17 protein-coding genes are annotated in these 20769 nt (G+C 59.6%); 8 read left to right on the plus strand and 9 right to left on the minus strand.

Annotated features, from left to right (window positions below; translation table 11 throughout):
* Positions 1-1308: hypothetical protein (locus QZY01_RS19875; protein ID WP_294540658.1), on the plus strand; the 1308-nt coding region annotated here is incomplete at its 5' end.
* Positions 1309-1699: 391 nt separating this feature from the next.
* On the opposite strand, the gene QZY01_RS19880 is transcribed toward QZY01_RS19875, so the two are convergent.
* On the minus strand, positions 1700-3049 hold the full coding sequence (locus tag QZY01_RS19880; RefSeq protein WP_294540660.1) for an undecaprenyl-phosphate glucose phosphotransferase: 1350 nt from the start codon (positions 3047-3049) through the stop codon (positions 1700-1702).
* Positions 3050-3472: 423 nt separating this feature from the next.
* The gene (locus QZY01_RS19885) at positions 3473-3655 is read right to left on the minus strand and encodes a hypothetical protein (protein ID WP_294540661.1); all 183 of its coding nucleotides are present in this window, start codon (positions 3653-3655) and stop codon (positions 3473-3475) included.
* Between the two features lie 207 nt (positions 3656-3862).
* On the opposite strand from QZY01_RS19885, the gene QZY01_RS19890 reads away from it, so the two are divergent.
* From QZY01_RS19890 to QZY01_RS19900, 3 genes are all read left to right on the plus strand, one after another.
* Positions 3863-5905: a Hint domain-containing protein gene (locus tag QZY01_RS19890; RefSeq protein WP_294540663.1), complete on the plus strand. Its 2043-nt coding sequence runs from the start codon at positions 3863-3865 to the stop codon at positions 5903-5905.
* A 644-nt stretch (positions 5906-6549) separates the two neighbouring features.
* On the plus strand, positions 6550-7203 hold the full coding sequence (locus QZY01_RS19895) for a hypothetical protein (protein ID WP_294540665.1): 654 nt from the start codon (positions 6550-6552) through the stop codon (positions 7201-7203).
* Between the two features lie 304 nt (positions 7204-7507).
* A complete protein-coding gene (locus QZY01_RS19900; RefSeq protein ID WP_294540667.1) occupies positions 7508-8395 on the plus strand; it encodes a hypothetical protein in 888 nt (295 codons plus the stop codon).
* A 12-nt stretch (positions 8396-8407) separates the two neighbouring features.
* Here QZY01_RS19900 and QZY01_RS19905 read toward each other — a convergent pair whose 3' ends face one another.
* The 6 genes from QZY01_RS19905 to QZY01_RS19930 all read right to left on the minus strand — a co-directional run bounded on the left by QZY01_RS19905 (position 8408) and on the right by QZY01_RS19930 (position 15341).
* On the minus strand, positions 8408-9457 hold the full coding sequence (locus QZY01_RS19905) for a glycosyltransferase family 2 protein (RefSeq protein ID WP_294540669.1): 1050 nt from the start codon (positions 9455-9457) through the stop codon (positions 8408-8410).
* Positions 9458-9518: 61 nt separating this feature from the next.
* The gene (locus QZY01_RS19910) at positions 9519-10445 is read right to left on the minus strand and encodes a glycosyltransferase (protein ID WP_294540671.1); all 927 of its coding nucleotides are present in this window, start codon (positions 10443-10445) and stop codon (positions 9519-9521) included.
* Between the two features lie 111 nt (positions 10446-10556).
* Positions 10557-11264 carry an exosortase-associated protein EpsI, V-type gene (gene epsI / locus QZY01_RS19915; RefSeq protein ID WP_294540672.1) on the minus strand — a complete coding sequence of 236 codons (708 nt, stop codon included), beginning with the start codon at positions 11262-11264 and terminating at the stop codon, positions 10557-10559.
* Positions 11265-11501: 237 nt separating this feature from the next.
* On the minus strand, positions 11502-12962 hold the full coding sequence (locus tag QZY01_RS19920) for a GNVR domain-containing protein (RefSeq protein ID WP_294540674.1): 1461 nt from the start codon (positions 12960-12962) through the stop codon (positions 11502-11504).
* Between the two features lie 18 nt (positions 12963-12980).
* Positions 12981-13766, minus strand: a complete 786-nt coding sequence (locus QZY01_RS19925) for a polysaccharide biosynthesis/export family protein (protein WP_294540676.1) — start codon at positions 13764-13766, stop codon at positions 12981-12983.
* A gap of 48 nt (positions 13767-13814) precedes the next feature.
* Positions 13815-15341, minus strand: a complete 1527-nt coding sequence (locus QZY01_RS19930) for a hypothetical protein (protein ID WP_294540678.1) — start codon at positions 15339-15341, stop codon at positions 13815-13817.
* Positions 15342-15770: 429 nt separating this feature from the next.
* Here QZY01_RS19930 and QZY01_RS19935 point away from each other — a divergent pair, with 429 nt between their 5' ends.
* Both QZY01_RS19935 and QZY01_RS19940 read left to right on the plus strand, forming a co-directional pair.
* The gene (locus tag QZY01_RS19935; protein ID WP_294540680.1) at positions 15771-16712 is read left to right on the plus strand and encodes a hypothetical protein; all 942 of its coding nucleotides are present in this window, start codon (positions 15771-15773) and stop codon (positions 16710-16712) included.
* 572 nt (positions 16713-17284) lie between these two features.
* On the plus strand, positions 17285-18589 hold the full coding sequence (locus tag QZY01_RS19940) for a UDP-glucose/GDP-mannose dehydrogenase family protein (RefSeq protein WP_294540682.1): 1305 nt from the start codon (positions 17285-17287) through the stop codon (positions 18587-18589).
* A gap of 131 nt (positions 18590-18720) precedes the next feature.
* On the opposite strand, the gene QZY01_RS19945 is transcribed toward QZY01_RS19940, so the two are convergent.
* A complete protein-coding gene (locus QZY01_RS19945; protein WP_294540684.1) occupies positions 18721-18933 on the minus strand; it encodes a hypothetical protein in 213 nt (70 codons plus the stop codon).
* Positions 18934-19244: 311 nt separating this feature from the next.
* Here QZY01_RS19945 and QZY01_RS19950 point away from each other — a divergent pair, with 311 nt between their 5' ends.
* Together QZY01_RS19950 and xrt are read left to right on the plus strand one after the other, a co-directional pair.
* Positions 19245-19553: a hypothetical protein gene (locus QZY01_RS19950; RefSeq protein ID WP_294540686.1), complete on the plus strand. Its 309-nt coding sequence runs from the start codon at positions 19245-19247 to the stop codon at positions 19551-19553.
* A gap of 332 nt (positions 19554-19885) precedes the next feature.
* Positions 19886-20728: an exosortase gene (gene xrt, locus QZY01_RS19955; RefSeq protein WP_294540689.1), complete on the plus strand. Its 843-nt coding sequence runs from the start codon at positions 19886-19888 to the stop codon at positions 20726-20728.
* Positions 20729-20769: the final 41 nt, after the last annotated feature.

Below are 20769 nucleotides of genomic sequence, written 5' to 3' on the forward strand. Positions count from 1 at the left end.
ACCAGCGGCGCAGTCGTGGTCAACGCCGCGACTTTTGCGGCGAACCAGACCATTCTGGACAAATTCGCGGGCGGTTTTTCGGTCGTGGACGCCGGCGCGAATCTTCTGGCGCAGGTTGACGTGTTGAATAGCCATGCCGGCCATATCAATGCGGTGACCTCAACCAGCGGCCCGGTCGCGGTCAATGCCGCCACTCTTGTGAAGGACCGGACCATTCTGGACAAATTCGTCGGCGGTTTTTCGGTGGTGGACGCCGGCGTGAATCTTCTGGCGCAGATCGGCGCGCTCAATAGCGATGCCGGCCATATCAATGCGGTGACCTCGACCAGCGGCCCGATCGCGGTCAATGTCGCCACTTTCCTGGCGGACCGGACCATTTTGGATAAAGTCGTCGGCGGCTTCGTCGTCAGCGACACCGGCGCGAATATTCTGGCGCGGATCGGCGCGCTCACTAGCGATGCCAGCCATATCAATGCGCTCAACTCGACCAGCGGGGTCCTTGGGGTCTCTGCCGCGACTTTTGCGGCGAACCAGACCATCCTGGACAAAACCACCGGCGGCTTCGCCGTTGTCGACACGGGCGCCTATATCATGGCGCAGATCGGCGCGCTCAAAAGCGATGCCGGCCATATCAGTGCGGTGACCTCGACCAACGGCCCGATCTTGGTCACTTCGGCGACTTTTGTGGCGGACCAGATCGTTCTGGACAAATGCGCCGCCGGTTCCGCCGTAAAGGACACCGGCGCGAATGTTCTGGCGCAGATCGCCACGCTGGCGAAGGACGCCGGCTCGATCGCGTCGGTCACGCTGTGCGATTCCACTGCGGGGTCGCCCGACGTTCTGAAGCTTTCGGCAGCCAATGCGGCGGCCGACGCGGCCGTTCTCGCCAAGATCAATTCGCCCTATATCCTCGATACGATCGACGTTTCCGGAACGGCCGCGACCGGGCATGGCTCGAATCTCACCTTCTGCATTGGCGGCGCCGCGCTCTCAAGCGGCCCCGGTCAGCCAAAACTGACGGTCACGGGCGGAGGTTCAGGCGATACGTTCCTGTTTACCTCGAATTTCGGGTCGGTCGAAATAACCGATTTCGCGAAATACCAGGGCGCCGCCGCCCCGGACAAGATTTATCTTTCGACCGCGGATTTCGCCAACTGGCCGACGCTGCTGGCGCACGGGCAGCAGATTGGCGCCAATACGGTGTTCACCGCCGGCAACGGCTCCAGCCTGACCCTTGACGGGGTTTCGCTGACAAGCCTAACCGCCAGCGGGGCCGCGCAAACGGGGATCAAATTCTACCACGCCTGACTCGGCGCTGGATTTTCGCGATCCGCCGCTTTCTCTCCGGGCGCCCAGTTCAGGCGCCCGGATTTTTTTCGCCCGCCTCGATTCCCCTCGGCGCAACGGCGCTCCGTGCGGCGGTTCGCGCGCCCGTCACGCCGACGTTCCCGTTGAGCGCCCTTGGACGGATGCTGCGTTTCCATGCAACGTACGGATGAAAAGGCCAATTCATCGCGTTCCGTCCAACCGGAGGCGAAGGAAGTCATCGAAACAATAATGGCTTCTTGTGGCTGCGGACAATGGGAACAAAAATCCCCGATGCGCTGGCGCGTGCGTCCAACGGTGTTTTCAGCAGCGTTTTAAGAATTATGGCAGAGGGGCCTTATTTCGGTTCGCATCGCCTCATGAGCATCCAAGGTCAATAGGCGTTCTTGCCGTGCAGAACGACAATGACGGTGCGGAACAGGATCGAAAAATCGAGCGCCAGGCTCCAGTGCTTGACGTACCAGAGATCGAGGTCCACGCGACGCTGAATTTTCTCTACCGTGTCGGTTTCTCCCCGCGCGCCATGGACCTGCGCCCAGCCCGTCATCCCGGCCTTGACATGATGACGGAAGACGTAATTGTAAGCGTATTCGGCAAATTCCTTGTCATGCGCCATGGCGTGAGGGCGCGGCCCGACGACCGACATTTCTCCGCGCAAAACATTGAATAATTGAGGCAATTCGTCGAGGCTGGACTTTCGCAGGAAGCCGCCGAGCCGGGTGACGCGTTTGTCGTTCTTGGTGGCCTGACCGACCTTTTCCCCATCTTCGGCGACGGTCATCGAGCGGAACTTGAAAATCTTGAAGGGCCGACCGTTAAATCCGCTTCGTGTCTGGCGGAAAAACACCGGGCCGGGCGAATCGAGCTTGATCGCCAGGGCGACCAAGCCGAGCAGGGGCGCCAGCAGCACCAAAGCAGTGGCAGCCACGACAATGTCGAAGGCCCGTTTTGCCGCCCTTTCGCCGAGACCAAGGGGTTGGCGCTGGATTTCCAGCGCGATGGAAGAGCCGAGTTCGTAGCGCGGATTGGAAACAAGGTCCGCCAGCACGGGGTCGGGAAGCATGGTGACGGAAATCGGCAGCGCGCGCAGCGCAGTAGCCGCGGCCACGAGATCGACAATGCTGCCGGCGCGAGGCGCCAGGAAAATATCGTCGATATCCTGGCCGCGCACGAAAGCAATGACTTCCTCAAGCGTAGCGGCGCTATCCTCGGCGCTCGGGCCGAGCTGAAAAATCTTGAAGACAAGATAACCGTGCCGGAGGAGAAGATTGGAAGATTTTCCCGACTGTGGCTCGTCCCAGACAATGATGACGGCCTTGCGTCCCTTGATTGCGCCGTTGGCCAGCGCCCTGGGCAGATAAATCCGCCACAATTGCCGATGCACCAGCAAGGCCGCCCCGCCAATCGCCCAGAACGACCAGATCGTTTCGCGTGAAAGCTCCTTGCCGACTCCCCAGGTGAAGACGCCGCTCGCCAGCAGCAGGAAGGCGCCGCACCAGGTGCCTAAAAGGCCGCGCACCTGGTCGCCGAACTCGATCAGGCGCGGCGGCTCGTAGAGTTTGCGGGCCCACATCGACCCGACAAACAGTACGGCGACAAACACCGCCCCCGCCATGTTGCGCGAAACCTCGCTTTCCGTCTCAGAATCGGTGAAATGAAACAGGGAGCCGGAAATCAAGGCGGCGACGATGACAATAAGAATATCGGCGCCAGCCGCAAACAATGGGATTCCACGATAGGTGACGGGCAGTCGAAACGAGAAAGGCCCCTTGCCATCATCCTTGGACGCGCCACCCTCGGGATGGGAGCTTGCATCGGTTGTCAATTCGGACCTCGTAGGCTTGGGAGTTATGTCGGTCATGGCGCCAATCGGTCATGGCGCCAATCGGTCATGGCGCCAATCGGTCATGGTTGGCCTGCGTTTGGGGTCGGCGCCCCACCGTTTTCGAGTCTCAAATTTACCTCTTCTTCTTTCTATACGACTATTTTTGGGATAAGCGAAGACACGGACTCGTCAAGAGCCTTTTGCCGGTTATTGTGCGGTCGTTCTGTCGCCCGCCGTGGCGCGACAGCGCCGTCGATGGCGGCGCTTCGTGATTTTGGGTGAAAAGCCATGAATTCGATCTTCGACATCGTTTCCGTTGCGTTATTTTTTTGCGGCGTTGCGGCATTTGTCTTTTTGACGGACCGGCAACCGGCAACCGTCAGCCGGCTGCTGGTTTCCGGCGTCGCCGTCGCCGTCGGCAACCAGCTCGGCAATGCCGACCATGCGTTCCTGGCCGGCGCTCTGTTCGTCGCGGCCGCCGTTTACGCCTACATCGTCGTCCATTCGCATCCCGCCTGACCGCCGGCGGTCGACCAGAGCCTAACGCGCGCTGATTTTGCAATTCGTATCATTTTTTCGTTAATTCATCTCAATACGCGCCGCCTCGGTTGAACCCGGGGCGATGCAATGGCTAGACTCAAAAATAGATTCTCGGTCCGGCTTGGCCGGCACTGAAAATTTTCGATTTCAGCGATTGGGTGGAGAGCGGCGATGGCGGCGAATACATATACATGGGGCGGCGGAAGCGGCAACTGGACCGTCCCCGGCAACTGGACTCCGTTGCGCCCCAGCTATCCTGGACAGAGCGGCACGAGCGACATTGTCACGATCGGCAGCGTCGGGCCCGGAACCATAACCTACGACCCGTCGTCGGCGACCATCGGGTGGCTGACGCTGTCCGGCTCAAGCGAAACGCTCGATTTCAGCGGTACGAACAATTCGCTGACCATTAATATCACCGCATTTCGGAATCCCGCTTCAAACGCGCTGATCGCCGGTACGAACAATACGCTGTCGATGAGCGGCACGAACCAGACGCTGACCATCAATCTCGGCGGCTGGTCGACGACGCTGCTGAGAGGCGCCGGGGATGTGCTGGCTCTCGGCTCCAACACGCTGAGGGTCGACAGCGCCAGCGGGACGCCCGATTTCTATCTGTCCAGTGGCTTGCTCACGCTCGCCGGCGGCTCGGTCAATATCACCAGAGCCACGTTGAGGTTGGAGTCGGGGGCCACGATTTCGGGCCACGGAACCCTCTACTCCGACAGCATCATCTCTACCGGGAGCGGCACCGGCGGCGCGCTCACCGCGAGCGGCGGCGTTCTGAACGTCTCGACGACCAACCTCATTCAAAACCATATCGTGCTCGGGGTCGACGCCAGCGTCGCCAGCGATCTCGAAATTTTCGGCATCGCGAATCAAGCCGCCGCGATCGACCTGCATGACGGCAATCAGACGCTGGGACTCGGCAACACCGGCGCCCTGACCATTACCGCGAAGCAAGTGGTGACCGGCGGAACCGTCAAGCTCGATGGCGGGACGGCGTCGTTGACCGATACATATGGTGTCAATCTCGGCGGCGGAAGCTTCCTGTCCGGCGCCGGCACGGTGACGGTCGGGTCAGGAACCGGAGTTCCTGGACCCGGATCGGGTTTCAACGGCGGCGGAACCGTTACTGCAAAATTTGTGTCGCCCTTGTCATATACGCTCACCTTCAACGGAGGCGTCGATCAGACCGGTTCGGCGACCAACTTCAGCATTGAAAGCGGGGCGACCCTGGCCTTCAAGGGGTTGGTAGGGACGAGCGGCGGCATCTCCCCGACCGTCAGCTTCCAGACGGACTTCACTGCTGTCGAGACACTGGATCTGTCCGCCGCGCCCTTGGGCTCGTTTTTCGGGAATATCCAGAATTTTTACAAAATCAATTTGATCGGCAGCGATCGGATCCTGATCGGCGGCTCCGCCACAACCAACCAACTCTTCTACACGGACGTCAACGGCAACGTCTATACAGGCGGCGATGACACCGCCTATACCTATGTTACCGTAAAGGACGGCTCGACGCTCATCGACCGCATCAACATGGGTTCTTATCACAACGCGACGAGTGTCGGATTTAAGGGTATTACGGAACGAACGACTCTGGAGACGACCGATACCATCTGCTTCATGGCCGGCACGATGATTCGCACCCCCGGCGGCGAAGTCGCGGTCGAGACGCTCAAGCGCGGCGATCTCGTGCTGACCGCCGACGGGCGCGCCGAGCCGGTCTCCTGGCTCGGACGGCAGACCGTCTCGACGCGATTCGCCGATCCGCTGCGCGTCTTGCCGATTCGCATCATGGCCGGCGCGCTGGCCGAGAACGTGCCCGCTCGCGATCTGCTGGTGTCGCCCGATCACGCCCTGCTCGTCGATGGCGCGCTGATCAACGCCGGCGCGCTGGTCAACGATGCGTCGATCCTGCGCGAGACGGCGGTTCCCGTGATCTTCACCTATTATCATGTCGAACTCGACGATCATTCGCTGATTCTCGCCGAAAACACTCCGGCGGAAACCTTCGTCGACAATGTCGAGCGGCTGGCCTTCGACAATTGGGCCGAGCACGAGGCGCTTTATCCCGAGGGCAAGTCGATCACGGAATTGCCCTATCCGCGGGCGAAAGGCCGCCGCCAGGTCCCGGTCTATGTTCGTGTCCAGTTGGCCGAGCGCGCGGAAATCATCGGCGCCTCGGTCGCGGTCGCCAGCGTCGCCTGACGCCAACCTCTTCGGCTGAGGCGGGAACGAGGAAAAATAGCAAGGCGGCGCCGAAAGGGGCCGCTTTTTTTTGCGCCTGCACAAAGTGTCGCCAGTCCGACGAAAGGCAAAAATCCCAGGATTTCCGATTTTCGCGCGCTTGCTGGCCCGGCCGCGGAAATTTTGGCGACGAGGCCCTCGCGGTCCGGCCCGCCCGATTCCGGACGTCGCCAGCGGCCGGGGGCCGGGCCGACCCAGACAGGGCGGCGCCTGTTTATCGTCGGCAAAAGGTCTGGCGTTCGATGGCGCCGCCCCGACGGCGATGGTTTGTCACCGCTCCGGCGGGTCCATTCCGCGGTCGCCGTTTATCGCCTCGCGGCCGGAACAGCGTCCGTAACATATTGAATTATAAGTATAACTGGCAAATTTTGCGGCTCGAGCCGCGAGTCAATCAAGCTTCGGCTCAGGGAATTTACGTAGCGGCCTTTTAGGTAGAAAAAAACGATTGTTTTTCAGTATGTTAGAATTTTTCTACTGGACGTTGCCGGGGCCGGCGATGCGTTTGGCGGCAATTATGCCCGGGCGGCCTTGACCTAAGGCCAGGTAATCGATAATTTGGTTTTAAAGGCGATGGTTTATCTTCTGGTAGGCAAACCGCGCTGAAATTGGGACTGGGGGTCAATATGAAATACGGATTACTCGCGGGCGTCGCTTTGCTCGCCACAGGGTTGGCTGTGGCCGCTCCGGCGCAAGCTACCACGATCATCACATTCGACGGTTATTCCACCTCCGCTGGCAGCCCTAACTCGGGCGTGGACGCGCAGGGAAACCCTTGGCTCTGGAATCATACGGGCTCAGGCTTCTCGGCCTGGGGCGCCCCGGGACTTTACCAGGGCACCTCGGTTTTCAACACCACGACCGGCTATATCGCAGAAGACTTCGCGGTCTCCTTCGTCGACTTCGCCGGCGCCAAGATCGACACGAGCCCTTCGCCGGGCCCTACCGGTGTTAACGATCACACCCGGTTCTCGTCCTATGTCGGCGGCGTTTGGTATGCGTGGATACCCACATACGATGGCAACAAAAATGTGACCTTCAACGCCCCGTCGCTCGCCGCCGATCTTCACAACGGCGACTTGTACTTCGTCAACGTCGTCTTCCAGGAAAAGAACTTGTCCGGCGCGAATGTCGGCTTTACCGCCGCATTCTCGGCCGCCGTTCCGGAAATCTCGACCTGGGCGATGTTGGTCGCGGGCTTTGCCGGTCTGGGCTTTGTCGGGCTTGGCCGCAATAAAAAGGCGCGCATCGCCGACGCGTGATCTTTAACGCAAAATACGGAAAAAGGCCGATGATCCATCGGCCTTTTTTTTGTGCCTTCGCCCGAAGCCGGGGCGAACCCTTTAATCCGCTGGCTTGCCCGAGGCTGGCGAGGCAGCGCCGGCGCGGCCCGGAACCGGTGTACTTTGACCGGGAACTGATCTAGTTTGTCGCCGGTTCGCGGGTCCCGCGCCATGCGAGACAGGTCCCTCGCAAGGTTCCGGCGACTCGTCAGGCCGGGAGGCGGCCGCGCCGGGGGTTTTAAATAACATTGGTCGCGATTCTGGAAGGTTTGGAGTTCGGTTCATGGCGGAAGTGCTCAATACCCAGCAGCCCCCCGAAATCGGGGGGAGACATTTGCTGGATAATGCCGCCCAGGAGTTGGTGCGGCTCGCCAAGCTCTCCGACCAGCAGATCGGTCAGATCGAAGCTTATGGCAAGGCGCATGGCGTCAGCTTTCTCGAAGCCGCCGTCGCCATCGGCGCCGTGAAGCGCGAAAATCTGATGACCGCTCTCTCCCGGCAGTATAATTATCCGATCATTGGCGACGATGTCGGTCTGCCGGAGCTTTCGCGCGAACTTGTCATCGGTCATGAGCCTTTTGGCGCCGCCGCCGAAATCATTCGTTCCATCAGAACGTCGATTGTGTCGTCGGCCGTCGCGCAGGGAGTAAGGTCTTTCGTCATCATCGGCTCCCGCGAAGGCCAGGGCGTCAGTTTCGTCGCCGGCAATCTCGCCGTGGCTTTCGCGCAAATGGCGGTGAACACCTTGCTGGTCGATGCAAATCTTCGCGACCCGCGAATCGCCGGCATGTTCGGCCTGGACCCCAATCGGGAGGGACTTTCGGACGTCCTGTTGGGCATGGGGATGGACCATCCCGCGATCGCCAAGGATGTTCTGCCCGGGCTTTCGGTCCTCCCAGCCGGAGGCGTTCCTCCGAATCCGCAAGAACTGTTGTGCGGCGGCGAATTCATGGCCCTGACCGCCAAATTTTCGGTCGATTATGGCATCGTGATCTATGATTCATCCAATGCGATGGATTACAGCGACGCCTATGTCATCGCCTCCCGGGTCGGCGCGGCCATCGTCGTCGGGCGCCAAAATCATGCGAGTTTCAAGGACTTGAAGCTGGTGTCCGAAAAGCTGCGGGAGCATCAGTGCACGATCGTCGGCGCGATCGTCAACGACTTCTGAGCGAGCTGAAGATCAATCGGGCGCCACTGAAGCCTGGCTGGCCAGCCGGTTCAGATAATGATCGGGACGCCCGGTTTCGCCGATCACGCCCGCGCGCCAGCCCGACAGCGCCGCGCGGAAATTGCGCTTGGAGCCAACCGCCAGAAACTCCGCCGAACGCGCCAGGACCATGGCGACGGTCCAGAAATACCAGCCGGGGTAGTTCTTGCGCACGAACAGCAGGCGGTTGCGAAAATCCAGATAGACCGCCAGCTGGGAACGGGAGGCCCTTCCGCTCGCCGAACCGATGGTGGTGCCGCCGGCATGAGGAACCACCGATCGGTAGGCGTAGCCGACGCCGTGGGTCGCCTTGGCGTGCAGACCCCAGTCGAGATCCTCGAAATAAAGGAAGTAACGCTCGTCCATCAGACCAATTTTTTCGAGACACGGACGGGTGATATAGAACGAAGCGCCATGGGGGCTGTCGATCCGGCGCTCGACATCCAGTCGATCGGGCGCCGGCGTCGCCGGAGCGTAGATATCGACGCCGGTGGTGCGCGCATGCCAGCAGTTCCAGCTCAGGCCGCGCGAACCGACGACATCGGGCCGGTCCATGAACATGATGCGGCTGCCGACCATGCCCTTGCTATATTCTTGCGCGTAATCGACCAGTTCGGCCAAGGCGGCGGGCGTCGGCTCTGTGTCGGGATTGAGCACCCAAAGCCCCGGCCAGCCGTTCTGTTGCAGCAAAAAGCGGATCCAGGCGTTGATCCCGCCGGCGTATCCGAGATTCTCCCGCGCCTCGCCAATTGTGACGTCGATGGTTTGCGCCAGTTGGAGCCGGCAGGCCCGCAGGAAGGGAGCCCCGGGACCGTCGAGCGCCACAGGGGCGCCAGGGCAGGGGACATCCTCGGCGGAAAGCGTGGCCAGCAGCTTTTCATAGGCCTCGCGGCCGCCGTTTTCGCAAATGAACACCGAGAATTCCGGTTCACGCGGCGCTTTCGCCAGGGCGCGCAGGCAGGCGGCGACGTCCGAGGGATTGCGAAATCCGACGATGACGATAGGTATGGCCGCGTTGGGCAAAATGACGTTCCCTTATAATGACGTTCTCTTGTAATCACGCGTCGGTGCAATGACGCGGCTTTCACCCGAGCAGAAGGCGGAAACCCTCGCGGAAGCGCCAGAACCGGATGGCGAACAGGATGGCGATCGCCTTCAATTTGAACTGAAGGCCTTTTTCGCCGTCATAGGCAAGCGCCTGCGGCACATGGGCGAAGGCCGACGCCGGCAGCGCCAGAGTCCGCACGATCCAGCGAAGCCGCCAGCCGGATTTCTCCTGCATGCCGACGAAGGATTCCTTCGCCAGCCGTCGCCATTTCCGTGTCAGTTCGCTCCAGTTGCGGCGCGCGGGATGGCTGACGCCCGCTTCGGCGGCGCACACCCAGCTGTAACCCATCTTTCCGGCGCGCTTGCCCCAGTCGAGATCCTCGGCGTAACCGGCGCGAAAACCGCCGACCCGGTCGAAAACGGCGCGCGGCGCGAACATGTTCGCGGTCACGGCGTAGCCTTCCTTTTCGATATAGCGGCGGTAGTTGAAGGCGAAAATCTTTTCAAAAGCCTCAACCGCCGTCGGATGGGCCGGATCGGCGACATCGACATCGACGCGGCCGCCGACCAGATCCGCCTTGGCCAGGGCGGCGACGCCGTTACGCAGCCAGTCCGCTTCGGGGCGGCAATCGGAATCGATAAACGCCAGAATGGCGCCGCGCGATTCGCGAACGGCGGCGTTGCGCGCCTCGGCGGCCCCCTGCAAGGCCGCGTGGATCACCCTGACGCCGGGGCCGCAGGCTTCTATCACGGCATCCATGCCGCAGGCCGAATTGTTCTCCGCGACGATGATTTCGAACCGGTCGCGCGGAAAGCTCTGCTTCTCCAGCAGAGCGATGCAGACCTTCAGATTGTCGAGGTCGTTATAGTGGGGAAGGATGATGGAAACGAACGCGTCGTCACCTTTTGAAGATGACGGCGCTTTTTCCGCGCCGGCTTGCCATTGGGACGAAGTTTGCAGCATGAAATCACGCCTTGATGTCGGATTCTTGCCCAAAAAGCTATTCCGGGAAGGGCGGCAGGCGCTCCCGGAGGAATTCAATCGCGGCTCCACAATTTCTGGCTGCGGCGACGATCAGAAGCCGCCCCTCAGCGCCCGATCCGGATCCCCGATGAGGAACCGCCGCGTTTCGCTATCGACCGAATGGAGGAAATCTTTCAGAAAACGGGTTTGCAGTGCATAGGCCTGGTCCTCGGGCAATCCGACGGTCGAAAGGCGAACCAGCGCGCCGTCCGAGATATATCCGCGCAATCCATATTCGACTTTCAGGACCTGCCGCTCCACGGCGTTGGTTGCGACCGTGTCCCCGATCCGCATCCAGTAGGTGATAGGCTCTTGCCGGTTCTCGCGCTCCGCCAGAAGATGTCTGACCGGAAGATTGGGGAGACCGTCGCCCAGGTCGAGGTTTACGGTGGTCAATCGCTCGACCCGGAATCCCTGCGCCGCGTAGCAGATTTCCGGGCGATGCAGCTGCAGCCGATCGCTCTGGCTGGCGCCATAGGCGACGAGAAACATGACCAGACGACCCTCGGGATCTCGATAGCCTCGCGCCAGTTCGGCATTGTAGATCTGTTTGGACAGGGTGTCGGAGCCTGGCGGCTCGACCATTCTGACCTGCGGCTCGTAAGTCCATTGTCCGAAGCTCTTCGGGATCATCCGCTCGAGCTCTTCCTGCGTTGGCGCCTTCCCGAGCTTACGCTGGGGGATCATCGCCTGGGCGGCCACTGCGGCCCCCAGGATCAAGGCGATGGCGGCGATTATGTTGACGCTCCGAATGTTCATCACAACTCCCGACAAGCCAACTCCAGGATTTTCAAATCGATCTCGCGGGAAGGGGATGCGAGCCGTTGATCTCTACGACCGCCGGCTCCAGTTCGCTCAGTCATCCATTTCCACAGCGACCTTAAGCAAAATTTCGTTGGCTCGCCAACCGAAATTTTTCTGGATCATCTTGTTTCAGATGGACTTTTCCCGAAAACCGGCTGTCAAAAGATTTCAGGTCGAAACAATCCACCCGGTTCACGACCGCGCCAGAGCGTCGCCGGACGCGGGCGGACGCGGACCGCGCCAGCGTGGCAGCCGAATCCGACGGATCAGGTTCGACCAGCGCGAAGGCTTCTTGGGTTTTATGTCGATCATGACGCCGAGCAGGGGCGCATTGGTGGCGAAGGGAAGATCGTCCGCCGCGCGCAGCCGGCGGTCGAGCGCTTCCGCGATCAGAGCGAGCAACAGGCCAAGTCCGAGCCCCAATATCGCCGCCAGGGGGACGATGATGAACGGCTTGGGAAAGGCGATGCTGGTCGGCGGCGCCGCAGGATCGATCAAGGCGATATTGGAGAAGGAAAGTTGACTTTGCAGCCGCGCCTGGCTCGCCGCCCGCTGCAACCGCTCGAGTTCATCCTGATGGAACGCCACTTCCCTGGTCAAGGAAATCAGCTGTTCCCTTTGCCCCTGGACGCCGATCATATTGTTCAAGCGATCTGTGTAGACTTTTTGCAGCGTCGCCACGCGTTCGGTTTGGTTGGCGATGCGCTCGGCGAGCTTGCGGCGGTAATCTTCGATCGCCTGCTGGGTTTGTTTCTGCAGCGACGCGCGCAGGGCGAGCTTCTCGAGCAGCTTTGGGTTGTTGACGCCGACGTCGACTTGCAGCCGGGCGACATCGGCTTCGATGTTGGAAAGGCTGGCATGAAGATTGTTGATCGTCACAATGTCGATCGACTGGGGGTCGCTCGCGGCGGCGGTGGTCGGAGCCGGCGCGCTATATTGGTTCTGCAGCGCGACCAGCCCGGCCTTGGCCTGGGTCAATTCGGTGGTCGCGGCCATGAGCTGCTCGTTTTCCGTATCCCCGGCGGTAGGAATGAGCGTCTTGCTGTCGCTCTGGAATTTCGCCAGTCGATTACGCGCCGCCGCGAGGCGGTCGCGGACGTTTTCGAGCTGAGGCGCATACCAGTCCGAGGCTTTCGTCGACGCAGCGACCTTCGCTGCGATCGCGGCGTCGTTGAAGGCGGACATGAAGGCATTCGCCAGCGAGGCCGACTGTTGAGGGGAAGCGCCTTTGTAAGTGATGGTGAGAACGTTCGATCCCAGCATGAACTCCGCTTTGACATGTTCGCCGAGCTGATTGGCCAGCCACTGCTGGATATCGATCAGTCCTGAATCCGCCGAGCCGGCATAGTTGGCCTGCGCCCCGGGATCGGACGCCATGTTCAGACGTTTCACGACTGAGACCGCGACCTGGTTGCTCTTCGCCAAAGCGATGAGATTGCCCTGCATGATCATGACGCTGTTCGCCGCGCTCCCGCCGGCAACGCCGCTGACCGGATCGACCTGGCCCGGATCGATGCTCGCCATCGCCGTTGCATCGTAACGGGAAGGAATAAGCAGCAGCAGCAGCAGGGCGCCGGCCATGGTCGCGAGGAAGGTCAAGCCGACAATCCAGCTTCGCCGCTGCAGGATTTTCAGAACCAGATTGAGTGACATGGGAGCGACGCCCTCGTGTTAGAAAATGCGTTCATTGACGATGATTGTGTCGTTAGGAAGGACCGGGTCGTCGAGACCGGCGGAAATTTCTTCGATCACCCCATTATTGATGCGGCGAATTTTCAAACGCCACCAATCCGACCCGAGCGGCGCGACGCCGCCGCCCACCGCGAGCGCCTGACGAACCGTCAAATGAGGCCGGTTGATCGGAAATTGTCCCGGCCTGTTGACGTAACCATAAAGATAGAAGACCGAACCCGGCTCGACATAGATGGAGGCGTTGTTTTCGAGAATCAATCCCGAACTGGAGCGACCCGAGAACAAATCGAGGGCATTCATTCTCACGGTCCTGCCGCCGTTATGAACGACAATGGTTCCGGCGCCGGCCTCTTCCCGGATCCCGCCCGCGCGGGCGAGAACCTGGAGAACCGTGGACGGACGATCAAACGTAAAGGTTCCCGGCGTTCCGACGGCTCCGAGCACGGAGACCTCCAGGCCGAAAGTCGCCAGTTCGACCGAGACCTTGGGATTCTTCACCAATCCCTTCTGGAGGAGAATATTGGCTATTTTCTCGCTCAGGGCGCCGGTTGTGAGGCCGGCCGCCCGGACCCGCCCCGCATAGGGAAGGGAAATCGTTCCGTCGGGCTCAACGCGCGTCGTTACGTTGAGTTCCGCCTGGTAGAGCACGGAAATCTGAAGCACGTCATTGGTGGTCACGACCCGGCCCCGGTCAGCCAGGACGGGCGCGGAACTCCAAAGGCAGCAGAGCAGCGCAACGACCCATGGCAAGATTATGTTTCGCATTTCGCGGCGTCCTTCTGACACTGCCTGTTTCCTTCTTTTGTTTAGCCTCTATCGAGGCCGATAGTCGAGACCTAACGTCACAATGCTGGAATTGACGTTGCCGCTGCCGTTCAATGCGCTGGTCCCCGTGGATTGGCGCTTCGTTTGGTACAACGACAAAACCAGCGAAGTGAAAGGCGTTATGGTGTATGCGGCGCCGAGCGTAACGTTCATGACATTACTGGGTCCATAATAGAGGTTGCCGAAGTTTCCTCCCGCCGTCCTTCCGGGGGCGGTCGACGTCGACATGCCGAGCGACGCCGACAAATTCACTTTCGGCGTCAAGGCATAACTGAAGCTCGCCGCCTGCGCCGTGGAGGTCTGCGTCGCCGAAGTCGTGAGGATCGACGTCGGCGCGGCGACGGTGCGACTCGAACTGAGCGTCAGGGCCCATTTCGACGTCGGGTGATAACTCAGGGAGATCGAATAAACCGGCGACAATGGTCCGTTGGTTCGGTTGCCTGACGCTGACGTCAAATCGAGACTTTCCGAAACTCCACCCATGATGGAAAAATTAAAAATTTGAGAGGATTGGTTGGTGTAGACTACAGTATAATATGCCATATGCACAAATTGAGGGGCTCCCGTAATAAGGGTTGTTAAAGGCGTCCTGTTTGTATAATTTGTATTTGAATATTTTATAAGGGCTTGAACGCTATCCAAAGAGGGCCATTGATACTGCAAGCCGCTTTGAAAAGAATTTGTATTATTGTTCAAAGGTATTGACTGAAATTGTGAATGACGCGTTGAAAGCGCATTGGCGTTCAAAATGACATCGATGTTTTGATAAAAATGGCATTGGCCGCTTTCGTTGAACGATTGCGTTGTCAAATTATCTATGCCTGGGCCAAGCTGCTCCTCCTGCAGAGCTTGCGTCAGCGCGTTTACGACCATCAATTTTCCGTCGCAATGAGAACCCCACTTCCAGTTGACGCCGCCGTCGAACGAATGATTGTGAATATCGTCGATGGTGTCGTGGTGATAATTGGTCGTGGTTTGAGTCAAATCGAAAAAGAACTGTTGATTTTCTATATAGAATTTGCTCGAGACGCCGAGATTGGTCCGCACAAAGTAGTCGCCCCTGAGCTGGCCCGGCGGCAGGCAACCGAAGAACGGCAGGGTAGTGCAGCGTCCAAGGGACAGCTGGGACTGGGATAAATTATAAATATTGCTGTTATAGCCGCCCGATTCACGCGCGAAAATCTGGATCGGCAAATCCGACCAGTTGAAGTTCACCGGGAACCAGGCCAAGCGCGCGGGCGACAGCCAGTCAAAGCCAGATGTGACAAAGCCTCCGCCGGACGCGGCAGCGGCGTCCTGGCCGAAGGCGATTCCGTTCGTATAAAGAACCGTCGCCAACAGAACACCGAACCTTCTAAGCCACATATTTTCCCTGCCGCCATCGTCCACAGCGATGGAAGAGCCCATCCCGATCCAGAACCGTACCGGATCGGCCAGGATCGCGTCTGGCCAACCCGATGGCGAATTTACGCGTGCGCGATCGCCAGCCTTGGCATTGGATACCACAAAACGCAATGGGTTGGAGCAAAAAGCAAACCTTTGGTTGATGTAAAGCGGAGGCTGTGTCGTTGGCGCAACGATTCGTGCAACGCTCCCACGAGGATTAACATGTCGGAAAAATTGTGCGAATCTTTGGCTCAATTTGACGTGTTAACCTTAAAATGTAGTGTTTTTTCGACGCCGCCAGAGCCGCGGCGAGCAATCCATTCGGTCGCTGGCCACTCCGCGCGCGTTCGGGTTCGATCGGCGGAATAAGGGCGATGACAGGCGACGAAACCATGGAGCGGGCGGGCGGCGTGACGCAGGCAAAAAGATGATTTTTGTTGTGGTTTCGGTCATTCGACGGTAGACGACAGCCGTTCTGGTCTTTATTGGCTTGGTCATAACAAAGTACGGGCGGTCTTCTCGCCTCACCGGCCGCTGTGATTCAGGGAGTCGCAAAAAATGGCGTTCAGGTTCAAAACATCTGGCACTATGTCCAGGGGGGCGCTGGTCGCCGCGTCGGTCGCGATTTTGTTGCTCGCCGGATGCGGAAAAAAGAACGCGGAACATCCGGTCGGCCAAGTGATCGCCCACGTAGGCCAGGACGAGGTCACTCTGCAGGAACTCGAAAACGAATTCCGGCTGGCCAATGTTCCCGCCGACAAGCGCGACGATGGGGTCACGAAGAGGGCTCTCATGGAAATCGTGACGCGAAAAGCGGTCGCTCGCCAGGCCGTCGCCGCGAAGATCGATCGCGAGCCGACGATTCAGCTGGATTTGTTGCGCGACAAGGAGCAGATGCTCGCGCGCTCCCTGATGCAGCGGAGGCTTTCCGGTTTGGTGGCGGGCGTCGGCCAGTCCGACCTCGATCAATATATTACCGCGCATCCGACGCAATTCGCCAAGCGGGTGGTTTTCCTCACCGACCAGATCGAGATTCCCCCGCAGGCCCTGACGGCGGAGCTTGGAGCCGCCACCAAGGACGCCAAGTCGTTGGCGCAGGTAGATCAGGCGCTGACCGGACTGAAGATCGCGTTCCGGCGCTCCACGGGCGCGCTCGACAGCGCCAGTCTTCCGCCTCAGGTGTTGCAGCAATTGCAGTCCAAAAATAGCGATGACGTTTTCTTCGTCCGGACAGGCGGCGGTGGCGTCTTCTTCAAGATCACGGAAACGCAAAACAAGCCATTGACCGGAGCGGACGCCAATAATCTGGCGCGTCAGTTGATCGGCAAGGAAAAAGCAGAGACCCTTTCCCAGCAGGTCAGCGCGGACGCCCTCAAATCGGCGACCTATGAGGGCAATTACGCAAAGATAATGAGTGATGCGGCCAAGGATGGGTCGAAAGACGCGTCGCCCAAGGATGCGTCGAAAGATGCCGCGCCCGCCGGCGCGCCGGCGAAATAGCGACGCCAACCAGCGCGGCGGAATCAATCCGGGGGGAGAGCGGATTTTCTCTCTCCCCGGAACCGCGCCGGCAAGCGACCCGCAGACACGTCATTTTGAGGTTCAAGCCTATTAACGAAAAGAGTGGGATTTTTGGACGAGAACCGCGGGGCGCCATAGGCCTGAAAATGTTTTCGGTAGTTTTTTCAAACAAGGTGGATGTCGTTTGGCGTGATCCCAAGGGCGCGTTAGCGAACAAGACGCCAGCTATCAGAAGACCTGGAGCACGTTCGGTGAACGGAAGTGTTTTGAACGCTGTTGGGAAGTCCTGGAACCCATTCCTTTGTTGAGTTTTTTTGAACGGGCTCGATGCCTTCCCGGTCGGCCGGATCGTGCGCGCACCCGGACGCGACGCAACGGTTTCGGAATTTAGCGTTGACGGCCCCGCTGTCATTTGGCTGTAAAAATTGCGCTGAATGGATGAGTGCGCGCGCCTTGCGGCGCAAGGGCGGTTCGCCGCGAACGCGCGGAAGGTTCAGCGCCTCGCCGTCTCACCCGCCGCATTCGCTGCCGGCGTCACGAAATGGATCGAAATGAAAATATCGCTCATTGGCTCTGGTTATGTGGGCCTTGTTTCCGGCGTATGTTTTGCCGATTTCGGCCATATCGTGACCTGCGTGGACAAGGATGCGTCGAAAATCGAGGCGTTGCGCCGCGGCGAAATTCCGATTTACGAACCGGGGCTCGACGATCTTGTCGCGCGCAACGTCAAGCAGCAGCGGCTGGTTTTCTCGACGGACCTGCCGACGGCGGTGGCTGAATCCGACGCCGTCTTCATCGCCGTCGGCACCCCGTCGCGGCGCGGCGACGGCTATGCGGATCTCTCCTATGTCTATGCCGTCGCAAGGGAAATAGCTGCGGCGATCAAGGGGTTCACTGTCGTCGTCACCAAATCGACTGTTCCGGTCGGCACCGGCGACGAGGTCGAGCGCATCATTTCGAGCGCGCGGCCCGACGCCGATTTCGTCGTGGTCTCAAATCCGGAGTTCTTGCGCGAAGGTGCGGCGATCGACGATTTCAAACGGCCGGACCGGGTCATCATCGGCACCCTGGATCCGCGCGCGCGCGACGTGATGAGCGAAGTCTACCGACCGCTGAATCTCAACCGTCCCCCGCTGTTCTTCGTCGACCGGCGGACCTCCGAACTGATCAAATATGCCGCCAACGCCTTTCTGGCGACCAAGATCACCTTCATCAACGAAATGGCCGACCTGTGCGAGAAAACCGGCGCCAATGTGCAGGATCTCGCGCGCGGCATCGGCATGGACAATCGCATCGGCTCGAAGTTCCTTCACGCCGGTCCCGGTTACGGCGGCTCTTGTTTCCCTAAGGATACGACGGCGATCGTCAAGACCGGCCATGACTACGACTCGCCGCTGCGCATCATTGAAACCGTGGCTCTGGTCAACGAGCAGCGCAAGCGCGGCATGGCCAAAAAGGTCGTCGCCGCCTGCGACGGATCGGTCCGCGGCAAGTCCATCGCCTTGCTGGGCCTGTCGTTCAAGCCCAATACCGACGACATGCGCGACGCGCCGTCGCTCGCGCTGGTCACGGCGCTGGAGGATTCCGGCGCCCGGGTGCGCGCTTTCGACCCTGTCGCCATGGAGCAGGCAAAGCCGCTGATGCCGAATGTGACTTTCTGCGACGATCCCTATTCCTGCGCCAGGGGCGCGGAAGCTTTGGTGATCGTGACCGAATGGGACGCCTTCCGCGCTCTCGACCTGGACCGTCTCAAGCAGGAACTGGCCAGCCCGACCATGGTCGATCTGCGTAATGTGTACCGCCCGGAGGAATTGCGTCGGCGCGGCTTCCGATACGCAAGCATCGGCCGCGTCTGAGGCCCTTCGCGATTCCCGCGCTGCGGAGCGCGAGAGGGGCCTTGGCCGGAGCTTTCGGGCAGGCGGGACACAACCGGGAGTAGCGCGAATGAGGCTTGCGGCGCCCGCCGGCCGGCTCAGGTTGCGGTGTCTCAGCCGAACAGCCAGCCTTTGCCGGCGCCGAGCTTGCGGTAATCCGCGTAGCTTGTGACCGCGCGGTGCGGCGCGAACTGGATTTTCGTTTCCCGCGCTCCGAATTGGAACGCAAAGGCGCCGGTTTCGAGGCCTTCCGCCCGCCATTTGACGGGCCATGCCAGGATGCGCGCCGCTTCGAGCATTGGCGAGCGTAGGGATGATGACAACATGGGAAATCCTCACTATTGGGGATCGCAAGCCGAAAATGGTTTGGCTATCGGGCTTGCTGTTGTTCAAAAATTAGCTTGTGCCTGTTGAAAATTGTGTAAGTAAAAATATAAAATTATGTCATGCGCCTTGCATCACGTATTCTTTCAATTGAAGGGATTAATATATTTATGATAAGGTAAAATATATGAAATATCAATGAAATTTTGCAAAAAAATAAAATAAAATGTGACAAATAAGCATAAATATTATGTATTATTGTATAAAACTTAGAAAGCGTCCTGTTTGTCACGCGAATCTGGCGGCGACAGTCGTGAAAGCGATTGGCTGCCGACCCCTTGTCGGCGGCGATACCGGTTTATATTTCATTGTTTTACGGCAGGAGCGGCTGTGCGGTCGCCGCCTGGGCGACGGTCCGGGCATTCCAGCGGATCGGAAGCCTAATCTATGCTGTGACTGGGCCGCGAAAAAGCCGATTGCGGACCCGGCCCGAAAAAAGCCTTGCTCCATCCGTAAAAATACTTATGCCACAAAAGGAATGACGCTTGAACGGGTATTCACGATGGACGCAGCGCATTGGTTTGGTTATAAACTGTGCTGTTTTTCCGGTCCCGCCGAGTGAAAGTCGGTTGCACGGCGGCAAAGTCAGGACGAAGCTTGGCGCGGGCGCATCTTTGAGCGTTGTCTGAACGATCGGCGGGGAAGGCATCGGCGGTCGAGGCAGCGGGAAATGGCGAATTCAGCGCCTGGATAGACGAGGTTTGGGTCTAAGAGGTTTGGATTGAAGAGGTTTGGATCGACCGGACTTTTCAAAACGAATGTTCAAAACGATGAATTTATTGGGCGCCCCGTGCGCCGCTCGGGCGAGGAACGATGGCGCTGACAGATCGTAAAGGCATAGAGGCTTCAGTCGGATTGGGCGCCCGGCTTTCGGCTTCGTGGCCGAGCTTGGCCATGGGCGCCGCCGTTTTCGCAGCTTTCATTCCCACCTTGATCCGGCTCTACAACGGTCCCTGGCAAACCGAGCAGGAGGGGCATGGTCCGATCGTGATCGCGGCGGCAGGCTGGCTGGCCTGGCAGGCCTATCGGAACTTCCGCCCCGAAAATTCCCGGCCGGCCTATGTCGCGGGATGGCTGGTCCTGTTGCTGGGACTGGCGGTTCTGGTGGTGATGCGCTCGCAGGACGTGCTGATGCTCGAAACAGCGGCGCAAATCCCGATCATCTGCGGGGCCGTGCTGCTGGTCTCGGGCTGGCAGGGGTTGAAAGCCTTTGCCTTTCCGATCGCCTTCCTGCTGTTCGCGGTGCCGCCTCCCGGCTGGATGATGGATATTTTCACCGTCCCGATGAAGCTGATCGTTTCCGACTGGGCTACCGAACTGCTCTATCGCCTGGATTTCCCCATTGCCCAGAATGGCGTGATGATCATGGTCGGGCCCTATCAGCTAATGGTCAAGGACGCCTGTTCCGGGATGAACTCGGTTTTCGCGCTTTCGGCGATCGGCTTTTTCTACGTCCACGAATTCATCCGCAATTCTCCGGTGCGCGTGGCCGTCATGCTGGCCTCGATCATCCCGATCACGGTAGCAGCCAATTTCGTTCGGGTGCTGGCGCTGATCCTGATCGCCTATTATTTCGGGGTCGAAGCGGTCGAGGGCGTGTTTCACGATCTCACCGGCTTCCTGCTGTTTGCCGTCGCGCTCGCCCTGTTCTTTCTGCTCGACGTGATCCTGATCGGCGTCGGCGCGTTGTTCCGTCGGCTTACGGGCAAGGGACGCCCAGCAAGCAAGGCGGCCTGATACCGTCGGCTCTTGAGAAAAGCGATGTCGTCCGCTCGGAC

The organism is uncultured Rhodoblastus sp., from assembly GCF_903903185.1.
Classification (GTDB): Bacteria; Pseudomonadota; Alphaproteobacteria; order Rhizobiales; family Beijerinckiaceae; genus Rhodoblastus.

Coding starts and splice junctions, on each gene's coding strand:
- QZY01_RS19885 (WP_294540661.1), bottom strand. CDS start 3,655: ATGGACGACGATGTAGGCGTAAACGGCGGCCGCGACGAACAGAGCGCC.
- QZY01_RS19890 (WP_294540663.1), top strand. CDS start 3,863: ATGGCGGCGAATACATATACATGGGGCGGCGGAAGCGGCAACTGGACC.
- QZY01_RS19900 (WP_294540667.1), top strand. CDS start 7,508: ATGGCGGAAGTGCTCAATACCCAGCAGCCCCCCGAAATCGGGGGGAGA.
- QZY01_RS19910 (WP_294540671.1), bottom strand. CDS start 10,445: ATGCTGCAAACTTCGTCCCAATGGCAAGCCGGCGCGGAAAAAGCGCCG.
- epsI (WP_294540672.1), bottom strand. CDS start 11,264: ATGAACATTCGGAGCGTCAACATAATCGCCGCCATCGCCTTGATCCTG.
- QZY01_RS19920 (WP_294540674.1), bottom strand. CDS start 12,962: ATGTCACTCAATCTGGTTCTGAAAATCCTGCAGCGGCGAAGCTGGATT.
- QZY01_RS19925 (WP_294540676.1), bottom strand. CDS start 13,766: ATGCGAAACATAATCTTGCCATGGGTCGTTGCGCTGCTCTGCTGCCTT.
- QZY01_RS19935 (WP_294540680.1), top strand. CDS start 15,771: ATGGCGTTCAGGTTCAAAACATCTGGCACTATGTCCAGGGGGGCGCTG.
- QZY01_RS19940 (WP_294540682.1), top strand. CDS start 17,285: ATGAAAATATCGCTCATTGGCTCTGGTTATGTGGGCCTTGTTTCCGGC.
- QZY01_RS19945 (WP_294540684.1), bottom strand. CDS start 18,933: ATGTTGTCATCATCCCTACGCTCGCCAATGCTCGAAGCGGCGCGCATC.
- xrt (WP_294540689.1), top strand. CDS start 19,886: ATGGGCGCCGCCGTTTTCGCAGCTTTCATTCCCACCTTGATCCGGCTC.